This window comes from Actinokineospora terrae, from assembly GCF_900111175.1.
Taxonomy (GTDB): Bacteria; Actinomycetota; Actinomycetes; order Mycobacteriales; family Pseudonocardiaceae; genus Actinokineospora; species Actinokineospora terrae.
This window is the reverse complement of the sequence record NZ_FOGI01000009.1, coordinates 90,155-113,357: the sequence shown is the minus strand read 5'-3', so window position 1 is coordinate 113,357 and position 23,203 is coordinate 90,155. Positions and strand designations below refer to the sequence as shown.

Here is a 23,203-nt window from a genome sequence, read left to right as displayed (position 1 = left end):
ACAACCGAAAGCGGGTCGGCGATGCGCAGACTGGCGATGCTCGTGCTGCTCGTCCTGGTGGCGGCGGTCATCACCCCCACGGCGGCGACGGCGGCCCCGGCCGGGTGTGCGTCGCCGGGTTCGCTCAACTGCTTGCAGTTCACCAGCGCCGCGTTCGCCGGTGGGCTCGACATCGAGGATCCTGGCGACGCGCACTCCTACCTCCAGTTCGGCGGCGCGCTCGGTGACCGGTCGTTCTGGAAGGTCGAGCAGAACGCCGACTTCACCTTCCGGATCCGCAACCTGGCCAGCGGCAACTGCGTCGACGTCTGGCGGACCAACGACTACCTCGACCAGTGGGAGTGCGTCGGCCAGTCCAGCCAGCGCTGGCACCTGGTGCCCTTCGCAGACGACTTCTCCAGCTTCTACCTCAAGCAGGAGGACACCGGCTACTGCTGGACGCTGGACGACGAGGGGTACGTCTACGTCGACGACTGCGTGAAGGGCAACGCGCAGCAGTCCTTCAAGCTCGGCGTCACCAGCAACCTCCCCGGCACCAAGACGCTGGCGGTCAAGTACGCCATGGACCGGTGCGACAAGAACCCGCAGACCTGCGGCTGGAAGGAGGACAAGACCAAGTACCCGGCGCACCTCGCCCCGGTCGCCTGCGTCAGCCTGCTGGTCAAGAACGGCACCCCGAACAACGCCACCTACTCGCGCGCGTGGAACCAGACCGTCGGGTGGCAGAACACCGTGGGCGGCAGTGTTTCCGTGTCGGTCCAGGTCGGGGTCAGCCTGGGCATCAAGGCGCAGGTCACCACCCAGATCCAGGCGAACTACGCGCACAGCTGGATCGGCTCGGAAGCGGTGACCGACACCGTGTCCATCACCCTCGCGCCCGGCGAGTACGGCTGGGTGACGCGGGCGGCGCTGGTCAAGAAGGTCACCGGCACCTGGACGTTGGACATCGGCGGTCAGAGCTGGACGCAGAAGGCCGCGATCATCATCCCGGCCAAGGACGGGACCGACTCCAAGCTCAGCTCGATCGTGCTCAAAGCGGCCAAGACCCCGCCGACCGACTGCAAGGGCTAGGCGCCCGGAGTCAGCTCGACGACCGAGATGTCGGGCGCGGCGCCGACGCGGACCGGCGGACCCCAGGTGCCCGCGCCGTTGGTGACGTAGAGCCACGTGTTGTCCACTTTGGAGAGGCCGGACACCGCGGGCTGGGCCGCGCGCACGACGTAGTGGAACGGCCAGAGCTGGCCGCCGTGGGTGTGGCCGGAGAGCTGGAGGTCGACGCCGAGGTGGGCGGCCTGTTCGACCTGGACGGGTTGGTGGGCTAAGAGGACGGTCGCGCCTGCCTTGTCTGCCAGGGCTTTCTTCATGTCCGGGCCGTCGTCGAAGGTCTTGCCTGTCACGTCCGTCACGCCCGCGAGGGTGAACGCGGTGGCGTTGTGCACGATCTGGGTGTTCTCGTTGTGCAGGTAGTTCAGGCCGAGCCGTTCCAGTTCGGTGATCCAGGGCTGGTAGCCGGAGTAGTACTCGTGGTTGCCGGTCACGAAGTACGTCGGCGCTTCCAGGTCGCCGAGCGGGGCAGCGGCACCGCCCAGTTCGGCGACCGTGCCGTCGGCGAGGTCGCCGACCATGGCGACCAGGTCCGGCTGGGTCTCGTTGATCATCCGCACGATCCGCTCGGTGTGCGCGCGGCCCATCAGCGGGCCGAGGTGGATGTCGCTGACCACCGCGATCCGGAACCCGCGCAGCCCGGGCGCCAGCCCGCCGATCGGTACCGCCACCCGCTTCACCGCGGGCGGGCCCAGCGCCGACACGGTGCCCGCGCCCACGATGCTCGCCGACGCCGCACCCGCCACCACGCCCGCCGCGCGCGCCAGGAACAGCCGCCTGCTCTCGTCGGTCTCGCCGTTGGGCTTGGTCCACTTGCGCAGCGCCAACCGGGGCAGTTCGAGCACGGCCAGCAGCAGGAGCAGGTAGAAGAACACCGCCAGCCACAGGTAGCCCGGCCACGCGAACCACTCAGCGGCCGCGATCCCCACGAACCGGGGCAGCACCAGCGCGGCGACCGCCAGCAGCGCGAACACCCCGAGCACGACCGTGCCGATCCGCCTGGCCCGCGCCGTCCTGGTGGTGTCGCGCACCAGCCGCTTCCACAGGTAGAGGTGCAGCGCCAGCACACCGAGCCCGACCACGGCCATGAACATGCTGCCCAGCCTACGGATTGAGCTCCACCGGCCGTGACCCGAGCAGGCTGGGGTCGGCGGCGACCGCCCGCAGGTCCTCGGCGCGCCCGTTGTCGATGAAGTGCTTCAACTCCACGAGCACGAACAGCGCCCGCGCCCGCACCGCCACCGGCCCGTCCTCGGTGTCGATCCGGCCCTCCGCGCTCACGTAGACCTTGCGCCCCGCGACCCCGTCGAGCCGCGCGTCGATCACCAGCGTCGTGCCCACCGGGACCGGCCGCAGGAAGTCCGTCTCCAACCTGCCGGTCACCGCGGGCCTGCGCAGCAGGTTCCCCACGGTCGTGCCCAGCGCCTCGTCGAACGCGCACGCCAGCAGCCCGCCGTGGGCCAGTCCCGGCGCGCCCTGGTGGGCCTCGGTGACGGTGAACCGGGACCGGATGTGGTGCCCCTCGCCGACCGACGCCCGCAGGTGCAGCCCGTCCTCCTGCCGATCGCCGCACCCGAAGCAGTACGCGTAGTGCGGCGGCAGGTCCGTCCCCGGCGCCGGGGTGTCCTCGTGGCGCTCCGGCAACTCCACCGCCACGGGCGGCCACGCATCAGCGGTTCGACTCATTACCGAAGAGTAGGCAACGACCCCGCTGTGGCCGCGCACACGGTCAGCGGGCCCGCGCGGGTTCCGCCGGGGCCGGGTCGTCGTCGAGGGCGCGCAAGGGTTTGCCCGCGGTCTCGGGCAGCAGGTGGATGGGCACGGCGGCGATCAGGGCGGCGCCCATCAGGTAGTACGCGGGGACGAGCTGGTCGCCGGTCGAGGCCACGAGCTTGGTCACGATGTACGGCGCTGTCCCGGCGAACAGAGCGGTCGACAGGTTGTAGCCGATGGCGAACGCGCCGTAGCGGACGCGGGTGGGGAACATCGCGGGGAGGACGGAGGGGATGGTCGCGAGCAGGAACGTCAGTGGCAGCGCGATCAGTGCCAGGCCCGCGACGAGGGCGATGGTGCTGCCCGCGTCCATCAGCGTGAAGGCCGGGATCGGCAGGACGAGGAACCCGGCGCACGCGGCGTAGAGGAACGGTTTGCGGCCGAGGCGGTCGGTGAGCGCGCCGACCGGGCCGACCAGGGCCATCATCCCCACGATCACGGCCATGATGACCAGCAGCGGTGTCCGACCGGACAGTCCCAACGTGGTGGTCAGGTAGGACTCCATGTAGGTCAGGGCCACGTAGTCGGCGATGTTGAGCAGCACGATGTAGCCGATGAGGTGCAGGATCGGCCGCCACTGGGTGCGCAGCACGGCCTTGAGCGGCGACGCCTCCACCTGCTGCTTGGCGGTGATCTCGGCGAACAGCGGGGTGTCCTCCAGCCGGGTCCGCAGGTACAGCCCGACCAGCCCGAGCGGACCCGCGAGCAGGAACGGGACCCGCCAGCCCCAGTCCGCCATGGCCGCGTCGCCGAGCGCGATCGTGCACGCGGTGACCACGCCCGCGCCCAGCAGGTACCCGCCAAGCGAGCCGAACTCCAGCCAGCTGCCCAGGAAGCCGCGCCGCCGGTCAGGGGCGTACTCGGCGATGAACGTGGCCGCGCCGCCGTACTCACCACCCGCCGAGAAGCCCTGGACGAGCCGGGCGAGCACCACCAGGATGGGGGTCAGCACACCGGCCGTCTGGTACGAGGGGAACAGTCCGATCGCGAACGTCGACCCGGACATCAGCACGATCGTCGCCGCCAGCACCCTGCGCCTGCCGATCCGGTCGCCGAGCGGGCCGAACACGAACCCGCCGAACGGCCGGGCGACGAAGGCGACCGCCAGCACCGCGAAGGTGCCCAGCACGTTCTCCGTCGGGGTCGCGGCGTCGAAGAACACCGCGCCGAGGACGGCGGGCATGAACCCGAAGACGCCGAAGTCGTACCACTCGATGCAGTTGCCCATCGCCGACGCGGCCACCGCGCGGCGCACTGCGGGGGTCCCCGGCTTCTCCGTCGTGTCTGATTCACTCACTCGTGGAGGGTAACGTCACTGATTCACCGGCGCTGATGACCGTGTGAGCGCCGGACGTGCCCAGTTGTGCACAAGCGCCCGGGTTGGGTAGAACGCGGGTTCACCGTCGGTCACGCTGGTGGTGGAGAGGCGGGTGGAGGAAAGACATGACGTGGGTCCACAACGCGCGCGAGGCCGAGGCGCTTCGCGCCCAGCTCAAACCGGTGACCCGGGCAGAGCTCGTGGTCGATGTGGTGGCCGGTCCCCGGGGGGACTTCACCATCACGGGGTCGGGCACTGACGGGCTGGAGGTCGACTACGCGGCGCTGCAGCGGGCCGAGACCGAGCTGGCCGCACTGCAGAGGGACCTCGTCGCCCACCTGCGGGCCGCCGAGGACCTCGGTGAGCCGCTCGCAGCGGGTGCCGGTCCGATCGCCGCGACGATGTCGCGGACGTTCCTCGGGCGCGCCGACACCACCGACGGCCTGCGCAAGGTCCTGGCCAACTACCTGGAGGAGCTCGCCGAGGTGCGCGCCACCATCAGCGCGACGCTGGCCGCCTACCGCGGCGTCGACGAGCACGCCGAGAACGCGATCCGGCACGCGGGAGGTGCGCTCTGATGGCGGGTCACCACGCGTACGGCGACGACCACGGACCCACGGCGGCCCAGCTGCGGGACAAGCAGGGTCGCGCGCGCAACCGGGAGCTCGACGACCTCAACGAGGTCAACTGGGACTACTACGACCACGCCAGCCTCTACAACATGGTCATGAAGGCGCAGCCGGGGCGGCTGGGGGAGCGCGCCGAGCAGTGGGCGGCGCTGTCCAAGCGGATCGCGGGCACCACCGGCGAGGTGCAGGACATCCTGCAGAACCTGCTCGGCACCTGGCGCGGTCCCGCGGCCCGCAACGCGGCCGAGTCCAACACCCGGCTCACCCAGTGGGCGGGCGAGGCCGCGCACACCACCGACCGCATCGGCGAGGGCCTGTCGAACTTCACCGACGCCGTGGTCCACGCGCAGAAGACCATGCCGGAGCCGGTGTTCTACTACGCGCGGCAGCACTTCGACGCGGGCTACGACATCAAGGTCGACCGCGACCCGAGCGACGCGATCCTGCTCAAGGCGCTCACCGAGGACCAGCAGCCCAAGCAGGCGGAGCACGACAACGCCAAGGCCGAGGCCGTGCGCGTGATGAACACCTTCGCCGCGCACAGCCAGGAGGTGCGGACCGCGCTGCCGGACTACACCGCGGCCGCCCCCGCCCCGCGCCCCGGCGACAACCAGGTCCCGAAGATCAACTACACCCCGATCCCCCAGCCCACGCCGTGGCCGCCGCCGACCCCCGGGCCCAATAAGCCGCCGGTCCCACCGGTCCCGCCCGTCCCGCCCCCGAACCCGCCTGAGTCGAACGACCCGAACGGTCCGGACAGCGGGACTGACGTGTCCAACTACGCGCCGCCGTCGACCACGGGCTACGGGCCCAACGCGTCGTCCGGCTACGGCCCCGGCGCGACTGGTTACGGCGCTGGTCAGGCTGGTGGCGCGTACGGCGGTGGCGGTTTCGGGCCCGGCTTCGGCGGGGCGCGGACCGGTAGTGACGCGGTGCCGCGTGGGGGCGCTTTCTCCGGCACGGGCGGACTCGGTGGTGGCCGTGCAGGCGGCGGTCTAGTTGAGGGCACGCCTGGACGTGCGGGGGCCGCGGGTGGCATGTACCCACCGATGGGCGGCGCCGGCGCCAACGGCGAGGACGACCTCGAACACAAGAACCGCTACATGGAGGGCATGGACTTCTTCGACGACCTGCCCCCCGCGTACCCCGAGGTGTTCGGCGCATGACCGGCTACACCGTCGACCCCGGCGAACTCACCACCGCAACCACAATCCTGCGCGACGCCACCACCTCGCTCGCCGACGTCCACCTAGACCACATCAACGCAGGCCCCGGCAGGCTGAACGGCGTAGTCGCCGCCTTCACCACCGACACCCAGGACGCCCTGACCTCCCTAGCCTCCACACTCGGAGCCACCGCCGACACCATCACCACAGCCCGGGACGCCTACCTGCAGGACGACACCACCACCACAAACCGCCTCCGATGAGCACCTACTCCGGCTTGGGTTTTGATCCGGCTGCTGGCGATCCGGAGGCCGTTGCGGATCTGGCCCGGGGATACCTCGCCGCGGCGGAGGCGTTGGAGCAGGGGGATTTGGCTGCTGAGCGGGGGCGCGAGGCGGCCTCCGGGTGGACCGGTGCCGCGGCATCGGGGTTCGCCGACCGGGTGCGGGGTGGTGGTACCGCGGCGCGGGTGGGTGTGTTGCGTGAAGCGGCGACTGTCCTCATGGGATGGGCGCAGACCCTGGTGGCCGCGAAGGCGGCTGCCGAGCGACTCGACCGCGAGGCCACGGCGCTGCGTCGTCGGATCGCGAGTGCGGAGGACGATGTGGACCGCTGGCGCGACGAGGTCGACCTCACCCGGTCCGCGGATGCCGCCGCCCAGCACGCCGCGGCCGAGTCCGCGCTCGGGGACCTGCGCGACCGCCTCGACGCCGTGCTCCGCGAGGCGCGGACCCTGGCCGCCGACCACCAACTGGCGGCCGACCGGGTCGCGGACCAGCTGGACTCCCTGCGCGGCAACGCGATCGAGGCCACCTCGGCCGTCCGGTCCATCGCGGACCTGCTGCACCGGATGTCCACCACCTCGTCGGCGATGGCGGGTCTGATCGCGGCCCCCGCGAGCGCGTCACGACCGACCGGGGCCGTGGGCGCGTTCGCCGCCGGGCTGCGGTCGGCGCCGCCGGCGGGCGGGACGATCACCGTCGTCGAGCGCCCGCGGTGAGACTGGCCGCGGTCGAGGGGATCACGCCGGTCACGCTCGCTTCCCCGGAGCGCACCGCCGCCGAGCTCACCGCGCTCATGCTCGCCACCCGCGGCCAAGAGGCCTGCCACGACCCCGGCGTCGCCCAGTCCGCTCAGGAAGCCGCCGACCTCGCGCACAGCAGCGGCGCCGGACTGGTCGCCACCATCACCCACCCGGCGGCCGACCCGGCCGTCCTCACCGCGCTCCTCACCACCACGGACGCACCCACGGCCTCCAGCACCGCCGCCGATCTCTGCGCCCACCTCGGCCAGGACGACATCGCGGACGTCACCGAGTCCCAGACCGAACGCGGCTACCCGGTGGTGGTGGTCGAGCGCATCACCGCGTCTCCCGGCTGCCAACTCCAGGCTGTCGTGCTCGACCCGGGAACCCGCCGGGTCGCGGTGTTCACCCTGCACTCGGCGACGGGGCGGGGTTGGTGGGAACTGGCTGGACTCCTCGGCCAATTGGTGACCTCGTTGGAGTTCACCTGAGCAGTTTGTCCCGGTAGTCACTGGGGGACTCACCGACCGTTTTGCGGAACGTCCGCGAGAAGTGGGCGGCATTCGCGAAACCGCATTGCCGCGAGATCTCGCCGATCCCACGAATCCCCTGCGCGGGGTCGGCGAGCAGTTCCTTGGCCCGTTCGATCCGCATCGCGCGGATGCGGCCGGAGACGCCGTCGCCGTCGTCGAACAGTTGGTAGAGCCTGCGCCGGGAGATGAACAGGGCCTCGGCGATGCGGTCGGCGGCGAGCGCCGGATCGGACAGGTGCTCGCGGATGTAGTCCACCGCGGCCCGCCGCCGGGTCGCCAGCGCGTCGGCCCGGTCGAGCTCGGTCCGCAAGGCGCTGCGCAACACCAGTTCCGCCAACCCGATCACGTACGCCCGAGCCCCGTGCGGGTCCAACGTCCCCGACGCCGCCACCAGGTGTCCCACCGAAGCCGCCACCAACGCCTGCAACCCCCGCCCCAACGGCACGGGCTGGAACAACAGCGGCCGCAACTCCCCGAACCCCACCGACAACTTCCCCGCCGCCACCGAGATGAGCACCACCCCACCCCGCACCCGAACCGAACACTCCCCGAACCCCAACGCCACCCCCGCCGCAGGCACCCGCCCCACCCCGGCCCGCAACAACACCTGCACCTGCCGCGGCTCCGCCCGCTCGCGCCCCTCAATAGCCATCACCGCCGCGGCCGCCCCAGAAGCCCGCACCACCAACTCCCCGGCAGCAACCTCAGCCTCCATACCGAACAACCTAGCCGCCGCGCGAGCACCAGCCCGGGAACACGCACAACCAGGCGTCGGGCGACCCCATCCGGCCGCGACAAGGCCCTCAAACGCGACCGAGGGTGGCTTCCGCAGTGGAAGCCACCCTCGGGTACCGCAGTGGTCAGTTCGCGGCGCCCGACATGGAGGTCCACTTGTCCCAGGAGAGGGCCCAGTCGTAGTAGTCGCCGTCGGCCTTGCTGAGTTGTTGGGTGCTGCCGGTGATCTCCACCGGGTCGCCGACGAGGGCGGTGTCGTAGTAGATCTTGGCGTTGGCGGGGGCGAGGTTGACGCAGCCGTGGGAGACGTTGCGCTTGCCCTGGTCGGGGATGGAGCCCGCGTAGCCGTGGACGAACTCGCCGTTGTTGGAGACGCGGACGGCCCAGGGGACGACGACGTTCTCGTAGCCGTACTTGGGGTTGGTCATGCCGTAGGTGGCGTGCTTGCTCATCACCACGTGGGTGCCGGACTTGGTGACGCGGCCGGGGTCGGACTCCAGGCCCATCGAGGCCGGGAAGTCGTGGGTCTGCACGCCGTCGCGGTAGACGAGCATCCGGTGGGTCTTGGTGTCGGCCTTGACGACCTGGGCGCGACCGATGGTGAACGCCGAGGTCACGTCGTCGCGGCCGTAGGTGCCGCCGCCGAGGTCGACGCCGTAGATGTCGACGGCCACCTCGACCTTGGTGCCCGGCTTCCAGTACTCCTTGGGGCGCCAGTGCGCGGTGCTCTCGTCCAGCCACGCCCACGCGCCCTCGTTGACCGGGGTCGTGGTCACCGTCATCGCCTTCTCCACGGCGGCCTTGTCCTTCACCGGCGCGTCGAACACGACCGCGACCGGCATCGCGATGCCGTAGGTCTGGCCGTCACCGGTGTTGAGGCTCGCCCTGGCGGTCCGCTTGGGCTTGACCGTGGTGAACGAGCCCGCGAGCGCGACGCTCTTGCCGTCGGTGCCCAGGGCGGTGCCCGCCCAGGTGTAGGTCTTGCCGTAGCCGAGGTGCTCGGTGACCGCCCAGGACTTCTTGTCGGCGGCGAGTTCTCCCTTGACCTGCTTGCCATCCGGGTTGGTCAGGGTGACCGCCTCCAGCGCGCCGTCCGCGACCGCCACGGTGATCGGGCCGCCCGGGCTGACGTCCTTGGCGTCGGCTGCGGGCGTCGCGGTGACCTTCGCGGACGGCTTCGCCGGTGCCTGGGTGGTCTGCTCGACCGCGCCGGGTCCCCCCGTCGCGGCGATCGATTCCCCCGTCGTGCAGCCGCTCAGGCCGAGCACGGCGACCAGCGCCGCGCCGACCAACCCGACCACTGGCCCCCGCCGTCGTCCGCCCCACGCACCCATCGCGACTTCCCTTCCCCCACAAGCCATTCGAACACTGATAACGACGCCGCGGCGGGGAGGATCGTTGACCGGAACAAGTGTGACTCGTGTCACTTTCCATTGCCGGACACCCGAATCCGGAGAGCGATGCGACCACTTCGGAGCGTGCTGGAGCAGATCACCCGCTTGGGCTAGCCGAGCGCCCGTCAGGCAGTAGTGCGGCCCCTGCCGAGCCGATACGCTTTCGTTTGCAGGCCGTGGTTTCTGTGTTCGTGCGATTCACGCTCGCGGAACGACTACGCGGGCGCGCTGCTTTTCCGCTGAGGTAGGCGGGAGTATCGCCCGAGGGCGGCCCGGGGTTGCACGGTGCAGCCCCATGCTCCTGCGATGGAGGCAGGTTTATGGCACAGGGCACTGTCAAGTGGTTCAACTCCGAGAAGGGCTTCGGCTTCATCGCGCAGGACAACGGCGGCGCCGATGTCTTCGTGCACTACTCGGAGATCCAGAGCAAGGGTTTCCGCACCCTTGAGGAGAACCAGCGGGTCGAGTTCGAGGTCGGGCAGGGCACCAAGGGCCCGCAGGCGACGAACGTCGTCCCGCTGTAGTTCACCGCGCTGGACAACGGCGAAGGCCCCGAACCCGCGCGTGGGTTCGGGGCCTTCGCACCGTCGTGGTCTCGTGGTGGGTTCGTCCGGGGGCTAGCGGCGCTGCAGCTGCTGCGCCTCCCACTCGAGGCGCTGCATGACCCACTCCTGGGCCAGCGCCATCGGGGAGGTCTGGCGGTAGGCGGCCAGCTCGCGCAGCTGCTCGGTCGCCATCAGCGACAGCCGCAGCTGGAAGACCTCGGCGGAGCCGAAGCGGCGACCGGAGCCGGTGGTCTCGGCGTCGGAGTCCGGGGACAGCGCCGCGAGGTAGGACTCCAGTTCGTGGTCGGGCAGGGTGTCCTCGACCTGCTGCTGCCCCACCGTGCGGTGGCGCCCGGTGCTGGTGCCGACCGCTTTGAGATCGGTCCGGCTGCGTCCGAAAGAGGGAAAAGGCACCGGGACACGATAACGTTTCGGTCGCGAGGCCGCAGCGGGTGTGACTGGCGACACAGCAACCTCGGCGGCCCCGGCGCGTTGACCTGCGGGTATGGAGAGGCCCCCGCGCCAGGGGGAGGAACGCGGGGGCCGGAGGGGATCTCCACAGGTGCTGACCGGGGGTGTGTCAGCGCCACGATTGTTGCACGCGCACGGGTCTCCACGGGAGGCCTCAGTGCGAAAATTTGCCGGCAATGTTCACCTGATGTTCGCCTTGCCTTGTGGCCTTCCCACCGGTAGTGACCTGCGGAAATGATCTTCCGACGGCACCGGCCGACCCCAGCTGTCAATCCGCTGCCGGGCGGAATCCGCGCAACCGCAGGCTGTTGGCGACCACGAAGACACTTGACAACGCCATCGCCGCCCCCGCGATCATCGGGTTGAGCAGTCCGAGGGCCGCCAGCGGGATGCCCGCGACGTTGTAGGCGAACGCCCAGAACAGGTTGCCCTTGATCGTCGCGAGGGTCCGCCGCGACAGCGCGATCGCGTCGGCGACCAGCCGCGGGTCGCCGCGCACGATGGTCAGGTCCCCCGCCTCGATCGCCGCGTCCGCGCCGGTGCCCATGGCCAACCCGAGGTCGGCGGCGGCCAGCGCGGGCGCGTCGTTCACCCCGTCGCCGACCATCGCGACCACGGCCCCCCCGGCCCGCAGCCGCTCGACCTCGGCCACCTTCTGCGCGGGCAGCACCCCGGCGACCACGTCCGTGATGCCGACCTCCGCCGCGATGGCCCGCGCGACCCGCTCGTTGTCGCCGGTCAGCAGCACCGGTCGCAGCCCGAGCGCGCGCAGCCGGGCGACCGCCTCCGCGCTGGTCGGCTTGACCGTGTCCGCCACCGCGACCAGCCCGAGCGCCACGCCGTCCGCACCCGCGGCGACGACCGTGCGACCGCTCGCCTCCGCCTCGGCCATCGCGGACACCAGCACCTCGGGCAGTTCGATCCCGTGCCGCGCCAACAGCCCCGGCCGCCCCACGACGACCCGGCTGCCGTCCACCACACCGGTCACCCCGAGCCCCTCCGCGTTGCGGAACTCCTCGACCCGCGCCGTGCTCACTGCCCTGGCCGCGATCGCCTGGGCGATCGGGTGCTCCGATGCCGACTCGACGGCCCCGGCCAGCCGCAGCAGCCGCTCGGCGTCGACCCCGGGCGCGGGCACCACGTCGACCACCGACATCCGCCCGGTGGTGATCGTGCCGGTCTTGTCCAGCACCACGGTCGTCACGCGCCGGGTCGACTCCAGCACCTCGGGACCCTTCACCAGGATCCCCAGCTGCGCGCCCCGCCCGGTGCCCACCAGCAGCGCCGTGGGCGTCGCCAGCCCGAGCGCGCAGGGGCAGGCGATGACCAGCACCGCGACCGCGGCGGTCACCGCGTTGTCCGCCGAGGCGCCCGCGACCAGCCAGCCCGCCAGGGTCAGCACCGCGATCCCGAGCACCACGGGCACGAACACCGCGGAGATCCGGTCCGCCAGCCGCTGCACCTGGGCCTTGCCGGTCTGCGCCCGCTCGACCAGCCGCGCCATCCTGGCCAGCTGGGTGTCGCCGCCGACCCTGCTCGCGCGCACCACCAGCCGACCGCTCGTGTTGACCGCCCCGCCGACCACGGCCGACCCTGGCCCGACCTCGTCCGGCACCGACTCCCCGGTGACCAGCGACCGGTCCACCGCGGACGAGCCGTCCTCGACGACCCCGTCCGTCGCGACCTTCTCCCCGGGCCGGACCACGAACAGCTCGCCGACCCGCAGGTCGCCCACCGGCACCCGCACCTCGACCCCGTCGCGCAGCACCGCCACGTCCTTCGCGCCGAGCGCGAGCAGCGCGTGCAGCGCCGCCCCGGCCCGCCGCTTCGAGCGGGCCTCCAGCCAGCGACCCAGCAGCAGGAAGGTGGTGACGCCGACGGCAACCTCGAAGTAGATGTCGGCCCGGCCGTGGTCCGCGGGCAAGAGGCTGAACTCGTGCGTCATCCCCGGCACGCCCGCGCCGCCCCAGAGCAGCGCGTACACCGACCACAGGAACGCGACGCCCACGCCCATCGACACCAGCGTGTCCATCGTCGCCGCGCCGTGCCGCAGGTTGACCGCCGCCGCCCGGTGGAACGGCCACGCGCACACCAGCACCACGACGTACGACAGGGCCAGCGCGGCCCACTGCCAGGTCGGGAACTGCCAGGCCGGGACCATCGACACCGCGATCACCGGTGCGCTCAGGCCCGCGGACAGCAAGAACCGCAGCTTCGCGTCGTCGACGCTGGCGCCGTCCTCCGCTGGCTCGTCCGGCACGGGGCTCGCCTGGTAGCCGGCGTTGCTGACCGTGTCGACCAGCGTGGTGGTCGGGTACCCGGGCGGGACCTCGACGGTGGCGCGCTCGGTGGCGTAGTTGACCGACGCGCGCACCCCGTCGAGCTTGTTCAGCTTGCGCTCGATCCGACCGGCGCACGCGGCGCAGGTCATCCCCCCGATGGCGAGCTCGACCCGCTGGGGCGGCCGCTCCACGGTGGTCATGTCAGCTGGTACCCCGCCTCGGTCACCGCGGCGGCGACCGCGCCCCGGTCCAGCTGGGCGGCGCTGGTCACGGTGACCGCGCCGGTGGCCAGGTCCACCTCGACGCCGGAGACGCCGCCGATCGCGGTCAGCTCCTCGGTGACCGACGCGGCGCAGTGGCCGCAGGTCATCCCGGCAACGGTGTAGGTGGTCTGCTCGGACACTTCGGTGTTCCTCCCCGTAGGACTCTTCTGTCTGGAGCGCTCTAGGACTTGACCAGGCGGGCGATCGCGTCGGCCGCCTCCCTGACCTTCGCCGCGGCGGCCTCGTCGCCCTGGCGCGCGGCGTCGACCACGCAGCCGGCCATATGCTCCTCGAGCAGTTCGAGGGCGAAGGCCTGCAGCGCCTTGGTCGCGGCGGAGACCTGGGTGAGCACGTCGATGCAGTACGCGTCCTCGTCGACCATCCGCTGCAGGCCGCGGACCTGCCCCTCCACCCGGCGCAGCCTGCGCAGGTGGGCGTCCTTCTTGGCGCTGGGGCGGTGCGTGTGCTCGTGCTCCATGCCGTCGAGGATACCCATAGGGGGTAGGGGTGGGTGGCGGCTGTGTCGATCATCTCCCGGCAACCCCCTGTCGGGTGGTCTGCCGTGGTCAACTCCTGGCGCTCGATCGGCCGCTGTCGGAAAAGATGTCACGGACGGCTACCGAGGGTGCACTGCGGTTCACTCCTCGGGGGGCTGTGTGCGCGGCGACTTGTCTCATAGCCTCACGCCAAACAAAAGCCGGGGAGGCACCATGAGCGGGTCACTCGAAGTGCGCAGTTTCCTTCTCCAGCAAGACAGCCTTGGAGGGTCGAACCAGTTCTCGACCGGCGTCCCGGCCCCCCGTTCGGGGGAAAGCGCACGCGTCTCCGAGGAGCAGGTCCACCGCGCCCGTCTGGCCGTGGCGATGGGCGCCCAGTCCGTTGAGGACTGCCGTGAGCTGCTGGAAATGCTCGGCCTCGTCGACGGCGACGACGGCACTCCCGCCGTCTGCCGCTGACCGTTTTCCGTACGGTTTCCAAGATCGGATCCGACCGTCGGTAAATGACCACCGGGTGCCCCCGAAGATCATTTACCGTCAGCGCCGCGAACCGGCTCCACCCGTCCGCCCGGTGCGATTCCCCGGAATCGCGCAATTCGATCAAGCAGGTAACCCAGCGTGACCCTCGTCCGGTGCCGCGGACGGGGGTCGACCACCCCCGCTGGAGACGATCTCCGCCGGACCTCCCGACGAGATCGACCGCAGCGGTGTTTGTGCAGGTAGGACCCCGTTGAGGGGGGCCGTTTTGGAGGATCGGGGTACGTGCCCTAAGCTATCGGTGCTCCCAGAGGAACCGGGTCGGTAGCACCGGGGAACCTGGAAGCGCGGTCGATCGGTTCGCCCGGAATTGGTCGGGCTCCCATCGTCTAGCGGCCTAGGACTCCGCCCTTTCAAGGCGGCAGCGCGGGTTCGAATCCCGTTGGGAGCACGTAGTACGGTAGTAGAAGTAGTGACGCAAGGCCCTGTGGCGCAGTTGGTTAGCGCGTCGCCCTGTCACGGCGAAGGTCGCGGGTTCGAGTCCCGTCAGGGTCGCAAGCTTTGGCGTACCCATGCCTACGGAGAGCGTAGGCATGGGCGCTCGCTTTAGCTTCTGGGGGGCGACCCCCCAGACCCCCACGGTGCGGTTGGTGACTGACCCAGCTCGTCTGGGTTCTCATCAGCTGCTGCTGGTGGGGGTGTTGTGTTACTTGGCCAGGTAGCTCAGTTGGTACGAGCGACCGCCTGAAAAGCGGTAGGTCGGCGGTTCGACCCCGCCCCTGGCCACGGACGACGGCCGATCCATGTTCGCGGAGAGCGCGAACCTGGGTCGGCCTTCTTCGTGTTAGGGGTGCGACACTGTGGGTATGAGTGAGCTGCGGACGTTGACGGCTGCGGTGCACCAGGAAGAAGACTGGTTCATCGCGCAGTGCCTTGAGGTGGATGTGGCCAGTCAGGGGGCGAGCATCCCCGAGGCACTGGGCAACCTCAGGGAAGCGGTCGAGCTGTATCTCGCCGAGGTGCCCGAGGCCGAGGTGTCCGCCACGCCGCTCGTGACCTCTTTCCAGGTTCCCGGGACCGCCGCGTGAGTCCTGCCCTGTCGGACCTCTCCGTCCGCAAGGTCATCCGTGTCCTCGAGTCGCTCGGCTTCGAGCACGTCCGCACCAAGGGCAGCCACTCTGTCTACCGCCGCGGCGACGGCCGCACCGTCATCGTGCCGATGCACGGCACCGTCAAGCGCGGAACCCTCGCCTCCATCGTCCGGCAGGCCGGGTTGACGCCTGCCGAGCTCCTCGAGGCGCTCTAGGGCCTGGACGATCCCCCTGTGTTTCGGGTTGGGGATTCGTTGGGAGTGGTATGGGGCTGGGTGTGGTAGTGGGGGTTGGGCGGGTTGGGGGAAGTTGATGTGTGAGGCGGGACACAGATAGGTGTTGCCTATAAGGGGAGTGGTATGGAACACCCCGGGGCGGCACGGGGGGTCGGCACGTTGTGTGATCAGTGAACGGTGTGGCTGCTTTGTGCGATTGGGCAGGTCACGGGGGTAATTGACCTGATGAGGGCTATCCGCGTTCGCGATTGGTGCAAAGGCGGTGGGGCTGGACGGCGGCAGGCGGGGGACGTTGCCTGTGTCACGCTGGACGGCTGGGAACTCACTCGCTGGTGCGAATTCACCAGTCAACTGGGGCGCAGGTTATACGCTCTGTCACCTGCCTGGCTGTCCAGCGTGGACTGTCCCATGTGCTCACGGGATGTAACCCCACCTGCGGCGGAGACCAGTTGCAGGTCACGGCTGTGCATCAGCGATTGCTACGCGCTGTGTAATCGGTTGCCTACACACCAGAGACCACGCCGAACGGGTTACATAAGAACTAACCCTCCGTGTAACGGCCCCGGGTAACCAAACGAATGAGCTATCGCAGCCACGCCCCAGATCGCCGCAGCTCGGGGGCCAGCTCACCCCTCTTCAAGACCACCGCTACGAGTCACGGGATGCCCCGTGCCCGTGCATGCCCGATCCACCCACAACGGGGGATACACGATGCGTGACCAAGTCGGCCTCCCGCGCCGCAGAACGTCCCTCTGGCCAGCGCCAGGCGGCCAGCGCCGTGGCACCAAGCCGCGTCGCAGCCTGCCTGCGGGCGAGCCCTCGTACCCGCCCGTGGCGGGATGGGAGCCTCGCTACCGCACCGGCGTCCTGCTGTCGGACCTGTTCTCCGTGCTGTTCGGGGTTCTGGTCGTCGGTGGATTCGTCACCTACCGGGTCGACCCCACCAGCCCGCTCCTCACGCCGACTGCTGTCGTCACCTTCGGCGTCCTCGTCGTGTCCCTGATGGTTAACCGGGTGTGGAATCTCGCAATCCTGGGCCAGGGCGCCGAGGAGTTCCGCCGCCTCGGTCGCGCCTTCGTGGCCGCGTCCGTCGTGCTGGCCCTCGGTGGCCTGCTCTTCGACATCACCCGCATCCGCCCGTGGGTGTTCATCGTGGTCCCGGCGACCGCGCTGCTCGTCTTCCCGATGCGCTACGTGCTGCGCCAGTTCCTGCACCGCGCCCGCCGCGAGGGCCGCTGCCTGCTGCCGGTGATGGCCGCGGGCAACGTCGAGACCATCCGCGACCTCATCACCCGCACCCGCGGCGCCACCCACCTGGGCTGGCGGGTCGCCGCGGTCTGCACCACCGACGGCATGGGCGAGGACGTCACCGAGATCGACGGTGTGCCCGTGGTCGGCCAGCTGCGCGACCTGGCCACCCACGCGCGCCGTGGCGGCTACCGCATCGTCGCGGTGACCCCGGACGCCTACTGGACCCCCAAGCGCCTGCAGCAGCTCGCCTGGAAGCTCGAGGGTTCCGGCGCCGAGATGGTCGTCGCCCCCGTGCTCATGGAGGTCGCCGGTCCCCGCCTGCACGTCGACGCCGTGCTCGGCATGCCGCTGCTGCGGGTGTCGGCCCCCTCGTTCACCGGTGTGCGCCGCGTGGTCAAGGACGTCTTCGACAAGGTCGGCGCCGCGCTCCTGCTGACGCTGCTGTCCCCGGTGATGATCGCGGTGATGCTGGCGATCGCCATCGACACCCGCGGGCCGGTGTTCTACAAGCAGCGCCGGGTCGGCAAGGACGGCCGCGAGTTCACCATCATCAAGTTCCGCACCATGGTCGTCAACGCGCACAAGCTGGTCACCCAGCTCGCCGAGCAGAACGAGGGCCACGGCCTGCTGTTCAAGATGCGCAAGGACCCGCGCGTCACCCGGGTGGGTGCGATCCTGCGCCGCTACTCCATCGATGAGCTGCCGCAGCTGTTCAACGTGCTCGCAGGCCCGATGTCGCTGGTCGGGCCGCGCCCGCCGCTGCCGGAGGAGAGCGCCCGCTACGCCCCCGACGTGCGCCGCAGGCTGCTGGTCAAGCCGGGCCTGACCGGGTTGTGGCAGGTCAGCGGCCGCAGCGACCTCCCGTGGGAGGAAGCGGTCCGACTGGACCTGCGCTACGTCGAGGATTGGTCCTTGGCGCTGGACGCGGTCATCCTGTGGAAGACGTTCCGGGCCGTGTTCACCGGCCAGGGCGCCTACTAACACCCCCGCGACCCGGGGATCCAACTCGACACGCCCGCACCGGCGCAGGGGCCGGTGCGGGTGGGAATCAGCACTGACTAAGGGGATTCAGCGTGGGAACCATCGGGCTAGCCGTCATCGGCGCGGGGTACTGGGGGCCGAACCTGGTGCGCAACGCGCAGGCCACCCCCGGCCTGCGGTTGCAGTACCTGTGCGACCTCGACGCCGACCGGGCGCGCAAGGTGCTCGGCGAGTACTCCACCGTCGCGGTGTCCGACTCCCTCGACGAGGTCCTCGCCGACCCGGCGGTGGACGCGGTGGCCATCGCGACCCCGGCCGCGACGCACCTGCCGGTCGCCATGAAGGCGCTCGAGGCAGGCAAGCACGTGCTGGTCGAGAAGCCCCTCGCGGCGACCTACGACGAGGGCCGCCTGCTGGTGGAGGCCGCCGACAAGCGCGGCCTGACCCTCATGCTCGACCACACCTACTGCTACACCCCGGTCGTGGAGCACCTGCGCAACCTGGTCCGCGGCGGCGGCATCGGGTCGGTGCAGTACCTGGACTCGGTGCGCATCAACCTGGGCCTGGTGCAGCCGGACGTGGACGTGCTGTGGGACCTCGCGCCGCACGACCTGTCGATCTTCCTGTCGATCCTGCCCGACGGCGTGCAGCCGATCGCGGTCGCCGCGCACGGGTCGGACCCGATCGGGGCCGGTCGGGCCTGCGTCGCGCACCTGACCATCGAGCTCACCGGCGGGGCCATGGCCCACGTGCACGTGAACTGGCTGTCGCCGACCAAGGTCCGCACGATGATCATCGGCGGCTCCTCGCGCACCGTGGTGTGGGACGACCTGAACCCGGCCCAGCGCCTGGCCATCTACGACCGCGGCGTCGACCGCAAGGACGCCACCGAGATCGGCGAGCAGACCCGCGCGCAGACGATGGTGTCCTACCGGACCGGCGACATGGTCGCCCCCGCGCTGCCCGAGAAGGAGGCGCTGCGCGCGGTGATGGCCGAGTTCCGCGACTCGATCACCCAGAGCCGCCCGCCGCTGACCGACGGCCGCTCCGGCCTGCGCGTGCTCTCCATCCTGGAGGCCGCGTCCGCGAGCCTCGCTAAGGGCGGGGTCTTCCTGCCGATCCGCTCTGTCGAAACAAGCACCGAGGGAGTCAACGCATGAGCGCGCAGCCGATCGAGGGCCAGCGCATCCTGGTCACCGGCGGGGCGGGGACCATCGGCTCGTCCGTGGTCGACCAGCTGGTCGCCGCCGGTGCCGCCGAGGTGACGGTGCTGGACAACTTCGTGCGCGGCCGCCGGGAGAACCTGGCCGACGCCGCTGCCGCCGCCGGTGACCGGCTCAAGGTGGTCGACGGCGACATCAACGACCGCACGCTGGTCGGCTCGCTGACCAAGGGTGTCGACCTGGTGTTCCACCTGGCCGCCATCCGCATCACCCAGTGCGCCGAGGAGCCCCGGCTGGCGCTGGAGAGCCTGGTCGACGGCACCTTCACCATCATCGAGGCCGCCGCGGCCGAGGGTGTCAAGAAGGTCATCGCGTCCAGCTCGGCGTCGATCTACGGCCTGGCCGAGACGTTCCCGACCGACGAGCGGCACCACCCGTACAACAACGACACCTTCTACGGCGCCGCGAAGGCGTTCAACGAGGGCATGCTGCGCAGCTTCAAGGCCATGCAGGACCTGGACTATGTCGCGTTGCGTTACTTCAACGTATACGGTCCGCGTATGGACGTGCACGGCCTCTACACGGAGGTGCTCATCCGCTGGATGGAGCGCATCGTCGACGGCAAGGCGCCGCTGATCTTCGGTGACGGCGCGCAGACGATGGACTTCGTGCACGTCCACGACATCGCCAGGGCCAACCTGCTCGCGGCCCGCGCGGACGTCACCGACACCGTCTACAACATCGCCAGCTCGTCCGAGACCAGCCTGCTCGGGCTGGCCGAGGCGCTGCTCGCGGCGATGGGCTCGGACCTGGGTGTCGAGCACGGCCCCGAGCGCAAGGTCAACGGCGTGACCCGCCGCCTCGCCGACATCAGCGCCGCCGAGCGCGAGCTGGGCTGGCGTCCGGAGATCAAGCTGGACGAGGGCCTGCGTGGGCTCGTCGAGTGGTGGCGTACGGAGAAGATCAACACAGCGAAGGCCGCAGTTGTCGACACTGCTGGGGGTGCCGCCTGATGGCCATTCCCGTGATGAAGCCGCTGCTCGGTGAGGAAGAGGCCCTCGCCGTCGCGGAGACCGTCCGGTCCGGCTGGGTGGCGCAGGGGCCGCGGGTCGCCGCGTTCGAGAAGGCCTTCGCCGAGCGGGTCGGCGCGGCGCACGGCGTCGCCGTGTCCAACTGCACCACCGGCCTGCACCTGTGCCTGCACCTGCTGGGTGTCGGCCCCGGCGACGAGGTCGTCGTGCCGTCGCTGTCGTTCATCGCGACCGCCAACGCCGTCCGCTACTGCGGCGCGACCCCGGTGTTCGCCGACATCGACCCGCTGACCGGCAACCTGACCGCCGAGACCGTCGCGGCCGCGATCACCCCCGCCACCAAGGCGATCATGATCGTGCACCAGGGCGGGGTCCCGGCCGACGTCAAGGCGATCCGCGCGATCGCCGGTGACGTGCCGGTCGTCGAGGACGCCGCCTGCGCCGCCGGGTCCACCCTGGACGGCAACCCGGTCGGCACCGGCGCGCTGCTCGCGGCCTGGTCGTTCCACCCGCGCAAGCTGCTCACCACCGGTGAGGGCGGCATGATCACCACCGACGACGCCGAGTGGGCCACCCGCCTGCGCAGGCTGCGCGAGCACGGCATGAGCATGTCGGCCGCCGACCGGCACGCCGCAGGCGGCGCGGTCGTCGAGTCCTATGTGGAGACCGCGTTCAACTACCGGATGACCGACATCCAGGCCGCCATGGGCCTGGTGCAGCTCGGGCGCCTGAACGGGATCATCGAGCAGCGGCGCGCGCTGGCGGCCCGCTACCACGAGCTGCTCGCCCCGCTCGGCCTGCGCGCGGTCACCGACCCGGCGCACGGCACCACGAACTACCAGTCGTTCTGGGTCGCGCTGCCCGACGGCGCCCCCGACCTGCTGGTGGTCCTCGGCAAGCTCGCCGAGGCCGGCGTCTCCGCCCGCCGCGGCATCATGGCCGCGCACATGGAGCCCGCCTACGCCGGTCACCCGCACGCCCCGCTGCCCGGCACCGAGGAGCTGGCGACCCGCTCGCTGATCCTGCCGCTGCACCACGAGATCACCGACGCCGACCAGAAGCACATCGTCGGCGCCCTCGCCGACGCCCTGGGCCTGGTGGCGTCATGACCTCCGCTCGGGGCGGTGCTGGACTCCCCTCCCGCCCTGTCGCTGGTTCCACCCAGCCCTCCCGCCCCATCGCGATCGTCATCGTCACCTACAACAGCGCCGAGGTGATCGCGGACTGCCTGCGCGCCCTGCCCGCCGCCCTTGAGGGCGCGGGCGAGTCGCGGATCATCGTGGTCGACAACGCGTCCCAGGACGGCACCGCCGACGTGGTCGCGTTGACCGACAACGAGGTCAAGGTCGTGCACCGGACGGGCAACGACGGCTTCGCCGCGGGCGTCAACACCGGGTTCGCCCACGCCGACGGCTGCGACGTGCTGGTCCTCAACGCCGACATCCGGCTGGCCCCCGGCGCGGTCAAGGCGCTGCGCGCGGCGGTCCAGCCGGGTGTGGGGGTCGTCGCGCCGAAGCTCACCGAGCCGGACGGCAGCATCCAGCACTCGCTGCGCCGCACCCCGACCGTGCTGCGGACCCTCGGCGAGGCCGTCCTCGGCGGCCGCAGGGCCGGGCGGTTCGGACCGCTCGGCGAGACCGTCACCAAGCCCGCCGCTTACGAGCGCGCGGGCTTCGTCGACTGGGCCACCGGCGCCGCGTGGCTGGTCACCCGCGAGTGCATCGAGGCCATCGGGCCCATCGAGGAGCGCTACCTGCTCTACTCGGAGGAGACCGAGTTCATGCTCCGCGCCGGGGCGAAGGGCTTCAAGACCTACTACGAGCCCGCCGCGCGCGCCGTGCACCTCGGTGGCGAGTCCGGCACGTCGCCGCGCCTGTGGTCGCTGCTGGTCACCAACAAGGTCCGGCTGCACCGCGAGCGGCACGGCAAGGTCGCCGCCGCCGGTATGTGGGCCGCGTCCCTGCTCAACAGCCTGCCGAGGGCCGCGCGCGGTTCGGCGACGCACAAGGCCGCCGTCAAGGCGCTGCTCACCCAGCGCGCCTGGCCCGCGCCCTTGTCCGCCCCAGCAAAGCCCTCGAAGGACGCTCCGCCGTACGTCTGCTTCTCCGCGCAGGACTGGTGGTACCACAACCAGGCCCACTCGGACTTCCAGCTGATGCGCCGGGTCGCCGAGCACCGCAAGGTCCTGCTGGTCAACAGCATCGGCCTGCGGATGCCGACGCCGGGCAAGAGCACCCAGTTCGTCCGCCGCATCCTGCGCAAGGCGGGCAGCGTCGCCAAGCTGGTGCGCCGCCCGCTGCCCGACGTGCCCGGCTACTACGTGATGACCCCGCTGCCGCTGCCCTTCTACGGCAGCGAGCGGGTCCGCGCCCTGGGCGCCAAGCTGGTCCGCGCGCAGGTGCGGGCCGTGTGCGCGGTGCTGCGGATGCCCAACCCGATCGTGGTGGCGACCATCCCGACCGCGTGGGACGTGGTGCAGGGCTTCGAGCACCGGCGGCTGGTGTTCAACCGCTCCGACCGGCACTCGGCGTTCCCCGAGGCCGACCAGAGCACCATCGCCGCGCTGGAGGACAAGCTGCTCGCGGGCAGCGACCACGTCCTCTACGTCAGCCGCCAGCTCCAGGGCGAGGAGTCCGGCCTCACCCAGGACCGGGCGCACTTCCTCGACCACGGCGTCGACCTGCAGCACTTCCGCCGCCGGGCGGAGCTGCCCGCCGACATCGCGAGCATCCCCGGCCCGCGCATCGGGTTCTTCGGCAGCCTCGACGACTACCTGGTCGACTTCGACCTGCTCGAGCGCCTCGCCCAGGAGTTCCCCGAGGCCTCGCTGGTGCTCATCGGCGACGCGACGCTGTCGATGGAGCGCTTCGCCAAGTACCCGAACGTGCACTGGCTCGACTTCCGCCCGTACGCCCAGATCCCGGCCTACGGCACCGGCTTCGACGTGGCGATCATGCCGTGGCTGGACAACGACTGGATCAAGCACGCGAACCCGATCAAGATGAAGGAGTACCTGGCCCTCGGCCTCGCCGTGGTCAGCACCGACTTCCCCGAGGTGCACCAGTACCCCGAGCTGATCAGGATCGCCCAGGGCCACGACGCGTTCGTCGCGGCCGTCCGGCAGACTCTCACCGACGGCGGCTTGTCCACTGTGGAGGGCAGGCGGGAAGCCGTGCTGCCGGCCTCGTGGGACTCGCGGGCGCGGCAGCTGATGGACCTGGCCGAAGGGCAGCGGTAGC

Annotated in this window: 24 protein-coding genes and 3 tRNA genes; 18 read left to right on the top strand and 9 right to left on the bottom strand. The window is 70.8% G+C overall.

Annotation, left to right across the window (positions count from 1 at the left end):
• The first annotated feature begins 21 nt into the window (after positions 1–21).
• The gene (locus tag BMY07_RS21390) at positions 22–1,071 is read left to right on the top strand and encodes an RICIN domain-containing protein (RefSeq protein WP_092781482.1); all 1,050 of its coding nucleotides are present in this window, start codon (positions 22–24) and stop codon (positions 1,069–1,071) included.
• On the opposite strand, the gene BMY07_RS21385 is transcribed toward BMY07_RS21390, so the two are convergent.
• From BMY07_RS21385 to BMY07_RS21375, 3 genes are read right to left on the bottom strand one after another with little or no spacing between them, the layout of a single operon-like run.
• Positions 1,068–2,198, bottom strand: a complete 1,131-nt coding sequence (locus BMY07_RS21385; protein WP_092781479.1) for a metallophosphoesterase — start codon at positions 2,196–2,198, stop codon at positions 1,068–1,070. The two genes, BMY07_RS21390 and BMY07_RS21385, sit on opposite strands and share 4 nt — an antisense overlap.
• A gap of 10 nt (positions 2,199–2,208) precedes the next feature.
• Positions 2,209–2,790, bottom strand: coding sequence for a PaaI family thioesterase (locus BMY07_RS21380; RefSeq protein WP_092781476.1), 582 nt, complete (start codon positions 2,788–2,790; stop codon positions 2,209–2,211).
• Positions 2,791–2,833: 43 nt separating this feature from the next.
• Entirely contained in the window at positions 2,834–4,105 is a 1,272-nt protein-coding gene (locus BMY07_RS21375; protein WP_092782237.1) for an MFS transporter, read from the bottom strand.
• A gap of 215 nt (positions 4,106–4,320) precedes the next feature.
• Here BMY07_RS21375 and BMY07_RS21370 point away from each other — a divergent pair, with 215 nt between their 5' ends.
• The 5 genes from BMY07_RS21370 to BMY07_RS21350 are packed head-to-tail and all read left to right on the top strand — an operon-like array spanning position 4,321 to position 7,505.
• Positions 4,321–4,773, top strand: coding sequence for a hypothetical protein (locus BMY07_RS21370; protein WP_092781473.1), 453 nt, complete (start codon positions 4,321–4,323; stop codon positions 4,771–4,773).
• Positions 4,773–5,990 carry a WXG100 family type VII secretion target gene (locus BMY07_RS21365; RefSeq protein WP_092781470.1) on the top strand — a complete coding sequence of 406 codons (1,218 nt, stop codon included), beginning with the start codon at positions 4,773–4,775 and terminating at the stop codon, positions 5,988–5,990. Before BMY07_RS21370 ends, BMY07_RS21365 begins: the two co-directional genes overlap by 1 nt.
• Positions 5,987–6,253 (top strand): hypothetical protein, encoded by a 267-nt coding sequence (locus BMY07_RS21360; RefSeq protein ID WP_092781467.1) that lies wholly within the window; start codon positions 5,987–5,989, stop codon positions 6,251–6,253. Before BMY07_RS21365 ends, BMY07_RS21360 begins: the two co-directional genes overlap by 4 nt.
• On the top strand, positions 6,250–6,990 hold the full coding sequence (locus tag BMY07_RS21355) for a hypothetical protein (protein ID WP_143073581.1): 741 nt from the start codon (positions 6,250–6,252) through the stop codon (positions 6,988–6,990). Before BMY07_RS21360 ends, BMY07_RS21355 begins: the two co-directional genes overlap by 4 nt.
• Positions 6,987–7,505 (top strand): hypothetical protein, encoded by a 519-nt coding sequence (locus BMY07_RS21350; protein WP_092781461.1) that lies wholly within the window; start codon positions 6,987–6,989, stop codon positions 7,503–7,505. The genes BMY07_RS21355 and BMY07_RS21350 overlap by 4 nt, the downstream gene beginning before the upstream one ends.
• Here BMY07_RS21350 and BMY07_RS35905 read toward each other — a convergent pair.
• A complete protein-coding gene (locus tag BMY07_RS35905) occupies positions 7,498–8,262 on the bottom strand; it encodes a helix-turn-helix transcriptional regulator (RefSeq protein ID WP_092781458.1) in 765 nt (254 codons plus the stop codon). The genes BMY07_RS21350 and BMY07_RS35905 overlap by 8 nt on opposite strands.
• Positions 8,263–8,407: 145 nt before the next feature.
• On the bottom strand, positions 8,408–9,616 hold the full coding sequence (locus tag BMY07_RS21340) for a L,D-transpeptidase (protein ID WP_092781455.1): 1,209 nt from the start codon (positions 9,614–9,616) through the stop codon (positions 8,408–8,410).
• 380 nt (positions 9,617–9,996) lie between these two features.
• Here BMY07_RS21340 and BMY07_RS21335 point away from each other — a divergent pair, with 380 nt between their 5' ends.
• Positions 9,997–10,200: a cold-shock protein gene (locus BMY07_RS21335; RefSeq protein WP_026425160.1), complete on the top strand. Its 204-nt coding sequence runs from the start codon at positions 9,997–9,999 to the stop codon at positions 10,198–10,200.
• Positions 10,201–10,293: 93 nt separating this feature from the next.
• Here BMY07_RS21335 and BMY07_RS21330 read toward each other — a convergent pair whose 3' ends face one another.
• From BMY07_RS21330 to BMY07_RS21315, 4 genes are all read right to left on the bottom strand, one after another.
• Positions 10,294–10,635 carry a hypothetical protein gene (locus tag BMY07_RS21330; RefSeq protein WP_092781452.1) on the bottom strand — a complete coding sequence of 114 codons (342 nt, stop codon included), beginning with the start codon at positions 10,633–10,635 and terminating at the stop codon, positions 10,294–10,296.
• A 325-nt stretch (positions 10,636–10,960) separates the two neighbouring features.
• Positions 10,961–13,174, bottom strand: coding sequence for a heavy metal translocating P-type ATPase (locus BMY07_RS21325; protein WP_092781449.1), 2,214 nt, complete (start codon positions 13,172–13,174; stop codon positions 10,961–10,963).
• Positions 13,171–13,344, bottom strand: a complete 174-nt coding sequence (locus BMY07_RS21320) for a heavy-metal-associated domain-containing protein (RefSeq protein ID WP_425426338.1) — start codon at positions 13,342–13,344, stop codon at positions 13,171–13,173. Before BMY07_RS21320 ends, BMY07_RS21325 begins: the two co-directional genes overlap by 4 nt.
• Positions 13,345–13,418: 74 nt before the next feature.
• Positions 13,419–13,715, bottom strand: a complete 297-nt coding sequence (locus tag BMY07_RS21315; protein ID WP_092782234.1) for a metal-sensitive transcriptional regulator — start codon at positions 13,713–13,715, stop codon at positions 13,419–13,421.
• Positions 13,716–13,947: 232 nt separating this feature from the next.
• Between BMY07_RS21315 and BMY07_RS21310 the strand changes: the two genes are divergently transcribed.
• The 11 genes from BMY07_RS21310 (at position 13,948) to BMY07_RS21260 (ending at position 23,202) form a co-directional block, all read left to right on the top strand.
• Positions 13,948–14,193 carry a hypothetical protein gene (locus tag BMY07_RS21310; protein WP_092781442.1) on the top strand — a complete coding sequence of 82 codons (246 nt, stop codon included), beginning with the start codon at positions 13,948–13,950 and terminating at the stop codon, positions 14,191–14,193.
• Between the two features lie 396 nt (positions 14,194–14,589).
• Positions 14,590–14,662: transfer RNA gene (locus BMY07_RS21305), tRNA-Glu, on the top strand.
• A gap of 30 nt (positions 14,663–14,692) precedes the next feature.
• Positions 14,693–14,766 (top strand) — tRNA-Asp (locus tag BMY07_RS21300).
• Positions 14,767–14,923: 157 nt separating this feature from the next.
• A tRNA-Phe gene (locus BMY07_RS21295) sits at positions 14,924–14,997 on the top strand.
• An 80-nt stretch (positions 14,998–15,077) separates the two neighbouring features.
• Entirely contained in the window at positions 15,078–15,299 is a 222-nt protein-coding gene (locus tag BMY07_RS21290; RefSeq protein WP_092782231.1) for a type II toxin-antitoxin system HicB family antitoxin, read from the top strand.
• A complete protein-coding gene (locus BMY07_RS21285) occupies positions 15,296–15,517 on the top strand; it encodes a type II toxin-antitoxin system HicA family toxin (protein ID WP_092781439.1) in 222 nt (73 codons plus the stop codon). Before BMY07_RS21290 ends, BMY07_RS21285 begins: the two co-directional genes overlap by 4 nt.
• Before the next feature lie 732 nt (positions 15,518–16,249).
• On the top strand, positions 16,250–17,770 hold the full coding sequence (locus BMY07_RS21280; RefSeq protein WP_245782551.1) for a sugar transferase: 1,521 nt from the start codon (positions 16,250–16,252) through the stop codon (positions 17,768–17,770).
• A 92-nt stretch (positions 17,771–17,862) separates the two neighbouring features.
• Positions 17,863–18,930 carry a Gfo/Idh/MocA family protein gene (locus tag BMY07_RS21275; RefSeq protein WP_092781436.1) on the top strand — a complete coding sequence of 356 codons (1,068 nt, stop codon included), beginning with the start codon at positions 17,863–17,865 and terminating at the stop codon, positions 18,928–18,930.
• The gene (locus BMY07_RS21270; protein ID WP_092781433.1) at positions 18,927–19,946 is read left to right on the top strand and encodes an NAD-dependent epimerase/dehydratase family protein; all 1,020 of its coding nucleotides are present in this window, start codon (positions 18,927–18,929) and stop codon (positions 19,944–19,946) included. The genes BMY07_RS21275 and BMY07_RS21270 overlap by 4 nt, the downstream gene beginning before the upstream one ends.
• Positions 19,946–21,073 carry a DegT/DnrJ/EryC1/StrS family aminotransferase gene (locus tag BMY07_RS21265; protein ID WP_245782550.1) on the top strand — a complete coding sequence of 376 codons (1,128 nt, stop codon included), beginning with the start codon at positions 19,946–19,948 and terminating at the stop codon, positions 21,071–21,073. Before BMY07_RS21270 ends, BMY07_RS21265 begins: the two co-directional genes overlap by 1 nt.
• Positions 21,070–23,202 (top strand): glycosyltransferase, encoded by a 2,133-nt coding sequence (locus tag BMY07_RS21260; RefSeq protein WP_092781430.1) that lies wholly within the window; start codon positions 21,070–21,072, stop codon positions 23,200–23,202. The genes BMY07_RS21265 and BMY07_RS21260 overlap by 4 nt, the downstream gene beginning before the upstream one ends.
• Position 23,203 lies beyond the last annotated feature (1 nt).

Excerpts from the sequence above, each read along its gene's own strand:
- BMY07_RS21360 (WP_092781467.1), top strand. The coding sequence starts at position 5,987 with ATGACCGGCTACACCGTCGACCCCGGCGAACTCACCACCGCAACCACA.
- BMY07_RS21315 (WP_092782234.1), bottom strand. The coding sequence starts at position 13,715 with ATGGAGCACGAGCACACGCACCGCCCCAGCGCCAAGAAGGACGCCCAC.
- BMY07_RS21320 (WP_425426338.1), bottom strand. The coding sequence starts at position 13,344 with ATGACCTGCGGCCACTGCGCCGCGTCGGTCACCGAGGAGCTGACCGCG.
- BMY07_RS21390 (WP_092781482.1), top strand. The coding sequence starts at position 22 with ATGCGCAGACTGGCGATGCTCGTGCTGCTCGTCCTGGTGGCGGCGGTC.
- BMY07_RS21325 (WP_092781449.1), bottom strand. The coding sequence starts at position 13,174 with ATGACCACCGTGGAGCGGCCGCCCCAGCGGGTCGAGCTCGCCATCGGG.
- BMY07_RS21310 (WP_092781442.1), top strand. The coding sequence starts at position 13,948 with ATGAGCGGGTCACTCGAAGTGCGCAGTTTCCTTCTCCAGCAAGACAGC.
- BMY07_RS21340 (WP_092781455.1), bottom strand. The coding sequence starts at position 9,616 with ATGGGTGCGTGGGGCGGACGACGGCGGGGGCCAGTGGTCGGGTTGGTC.
- BMY07_RS21335 (WP_026425160.1), top strand. The coding sequence starts at position 9,997 with ATGGCACAGGGCACTGTCAAGTGGTTCAACTCCGAGAAGGGCTTCGGC.
- BMY07_RS21385 (WP_092781479.1), bottom strand. The coding sequence starts at position 2,198 with ATGTTCATGGCCGTGGTCGGGCTCGGTGTGCTGGCGCTGCACCTCTAC.
- BMY07_RS21380 (WP_092781476.1), bottom strand. The coding sequence starts at position 2,790 with ATGAGTCGAACCGCTGATGCGTGGCCGCCCGTGGCGGTGGAGTTGCCG.
- BMY07_RS21355 (WP_143073581.1), top strand. The coding sequence starts at position 6,250 with ATGAGCACCTACTCCGGCTTGGGTTTTGATCCGGCTGCTGGCGATCCG.
- BMY07_RS21265 (WP_245782550.1), top strand. The coding sequence starts at position 19,946 with ATGGCCATTCCCGTGATGAAGCCGCTGCTCGGTGAGGAAGAGGCCCTC.
- BMY07_RS21260 (WP_092781430.1), top strand. The coding sequence starts at position 21,070 with ATGACCTCCGCTCGGGGCGGTGCTGGACTCCCCTCCCGCCCTGTCGCT.
- BMY07_RS21270 (WP_092781433.1), top strand. The coding sequence starts at position 18,927 with ATGAGCGCGCAGCCGATCGAGGGCCAGCGCATCCTGGTCACCGGCGGG.
- BMY07_RS21280 (WP_245782551.1), top strand. The coding sequence starts at position 16,250 with ATGCGTGACCAAGTCGGCCTCCCGCGCCGCAGAACGTCCCTCTGGCCA.
- BMY07_RS21375 (WP_092782237.1), bottom strand. The coding sequence starts at position 4,105 with ATGGGCAACTGCATCGAGTGGTACGACTTCGGCGTCTTCGGGTTCATG.
- BMY07_RS35905 (WP_092781458.1), bottom strand. The coding sequence starts at position 8,262 with ATGGAGGCTGAGGTTGCTGCCGGGGAGTTGGTGGTGCGGGCTTCTGGG.
- BMY07_RS21365 (WP_092781470.1), top strand. The coding sequence starts at position 4,773 with ATGGCGGGTCACCACGCGTACGGCGACGACCACGGACCCACGGCGGCC.
- BMY07_RS21290 (WP_092782231.1), top strand. The coding sequence starts at position 15,078 with ATGAGTGAGCTGCGGACGTTGACGGCTGCGGTGCACCAGGAAGAAGAC.
- BMY07_RS21370 (WP_092781473.1), top strand. The coding sequence starts at position 4,321 with ATGACGTGGGTCCACAACGCGCGCGAGGCCGAGGCGCTTCGCGCCCAG.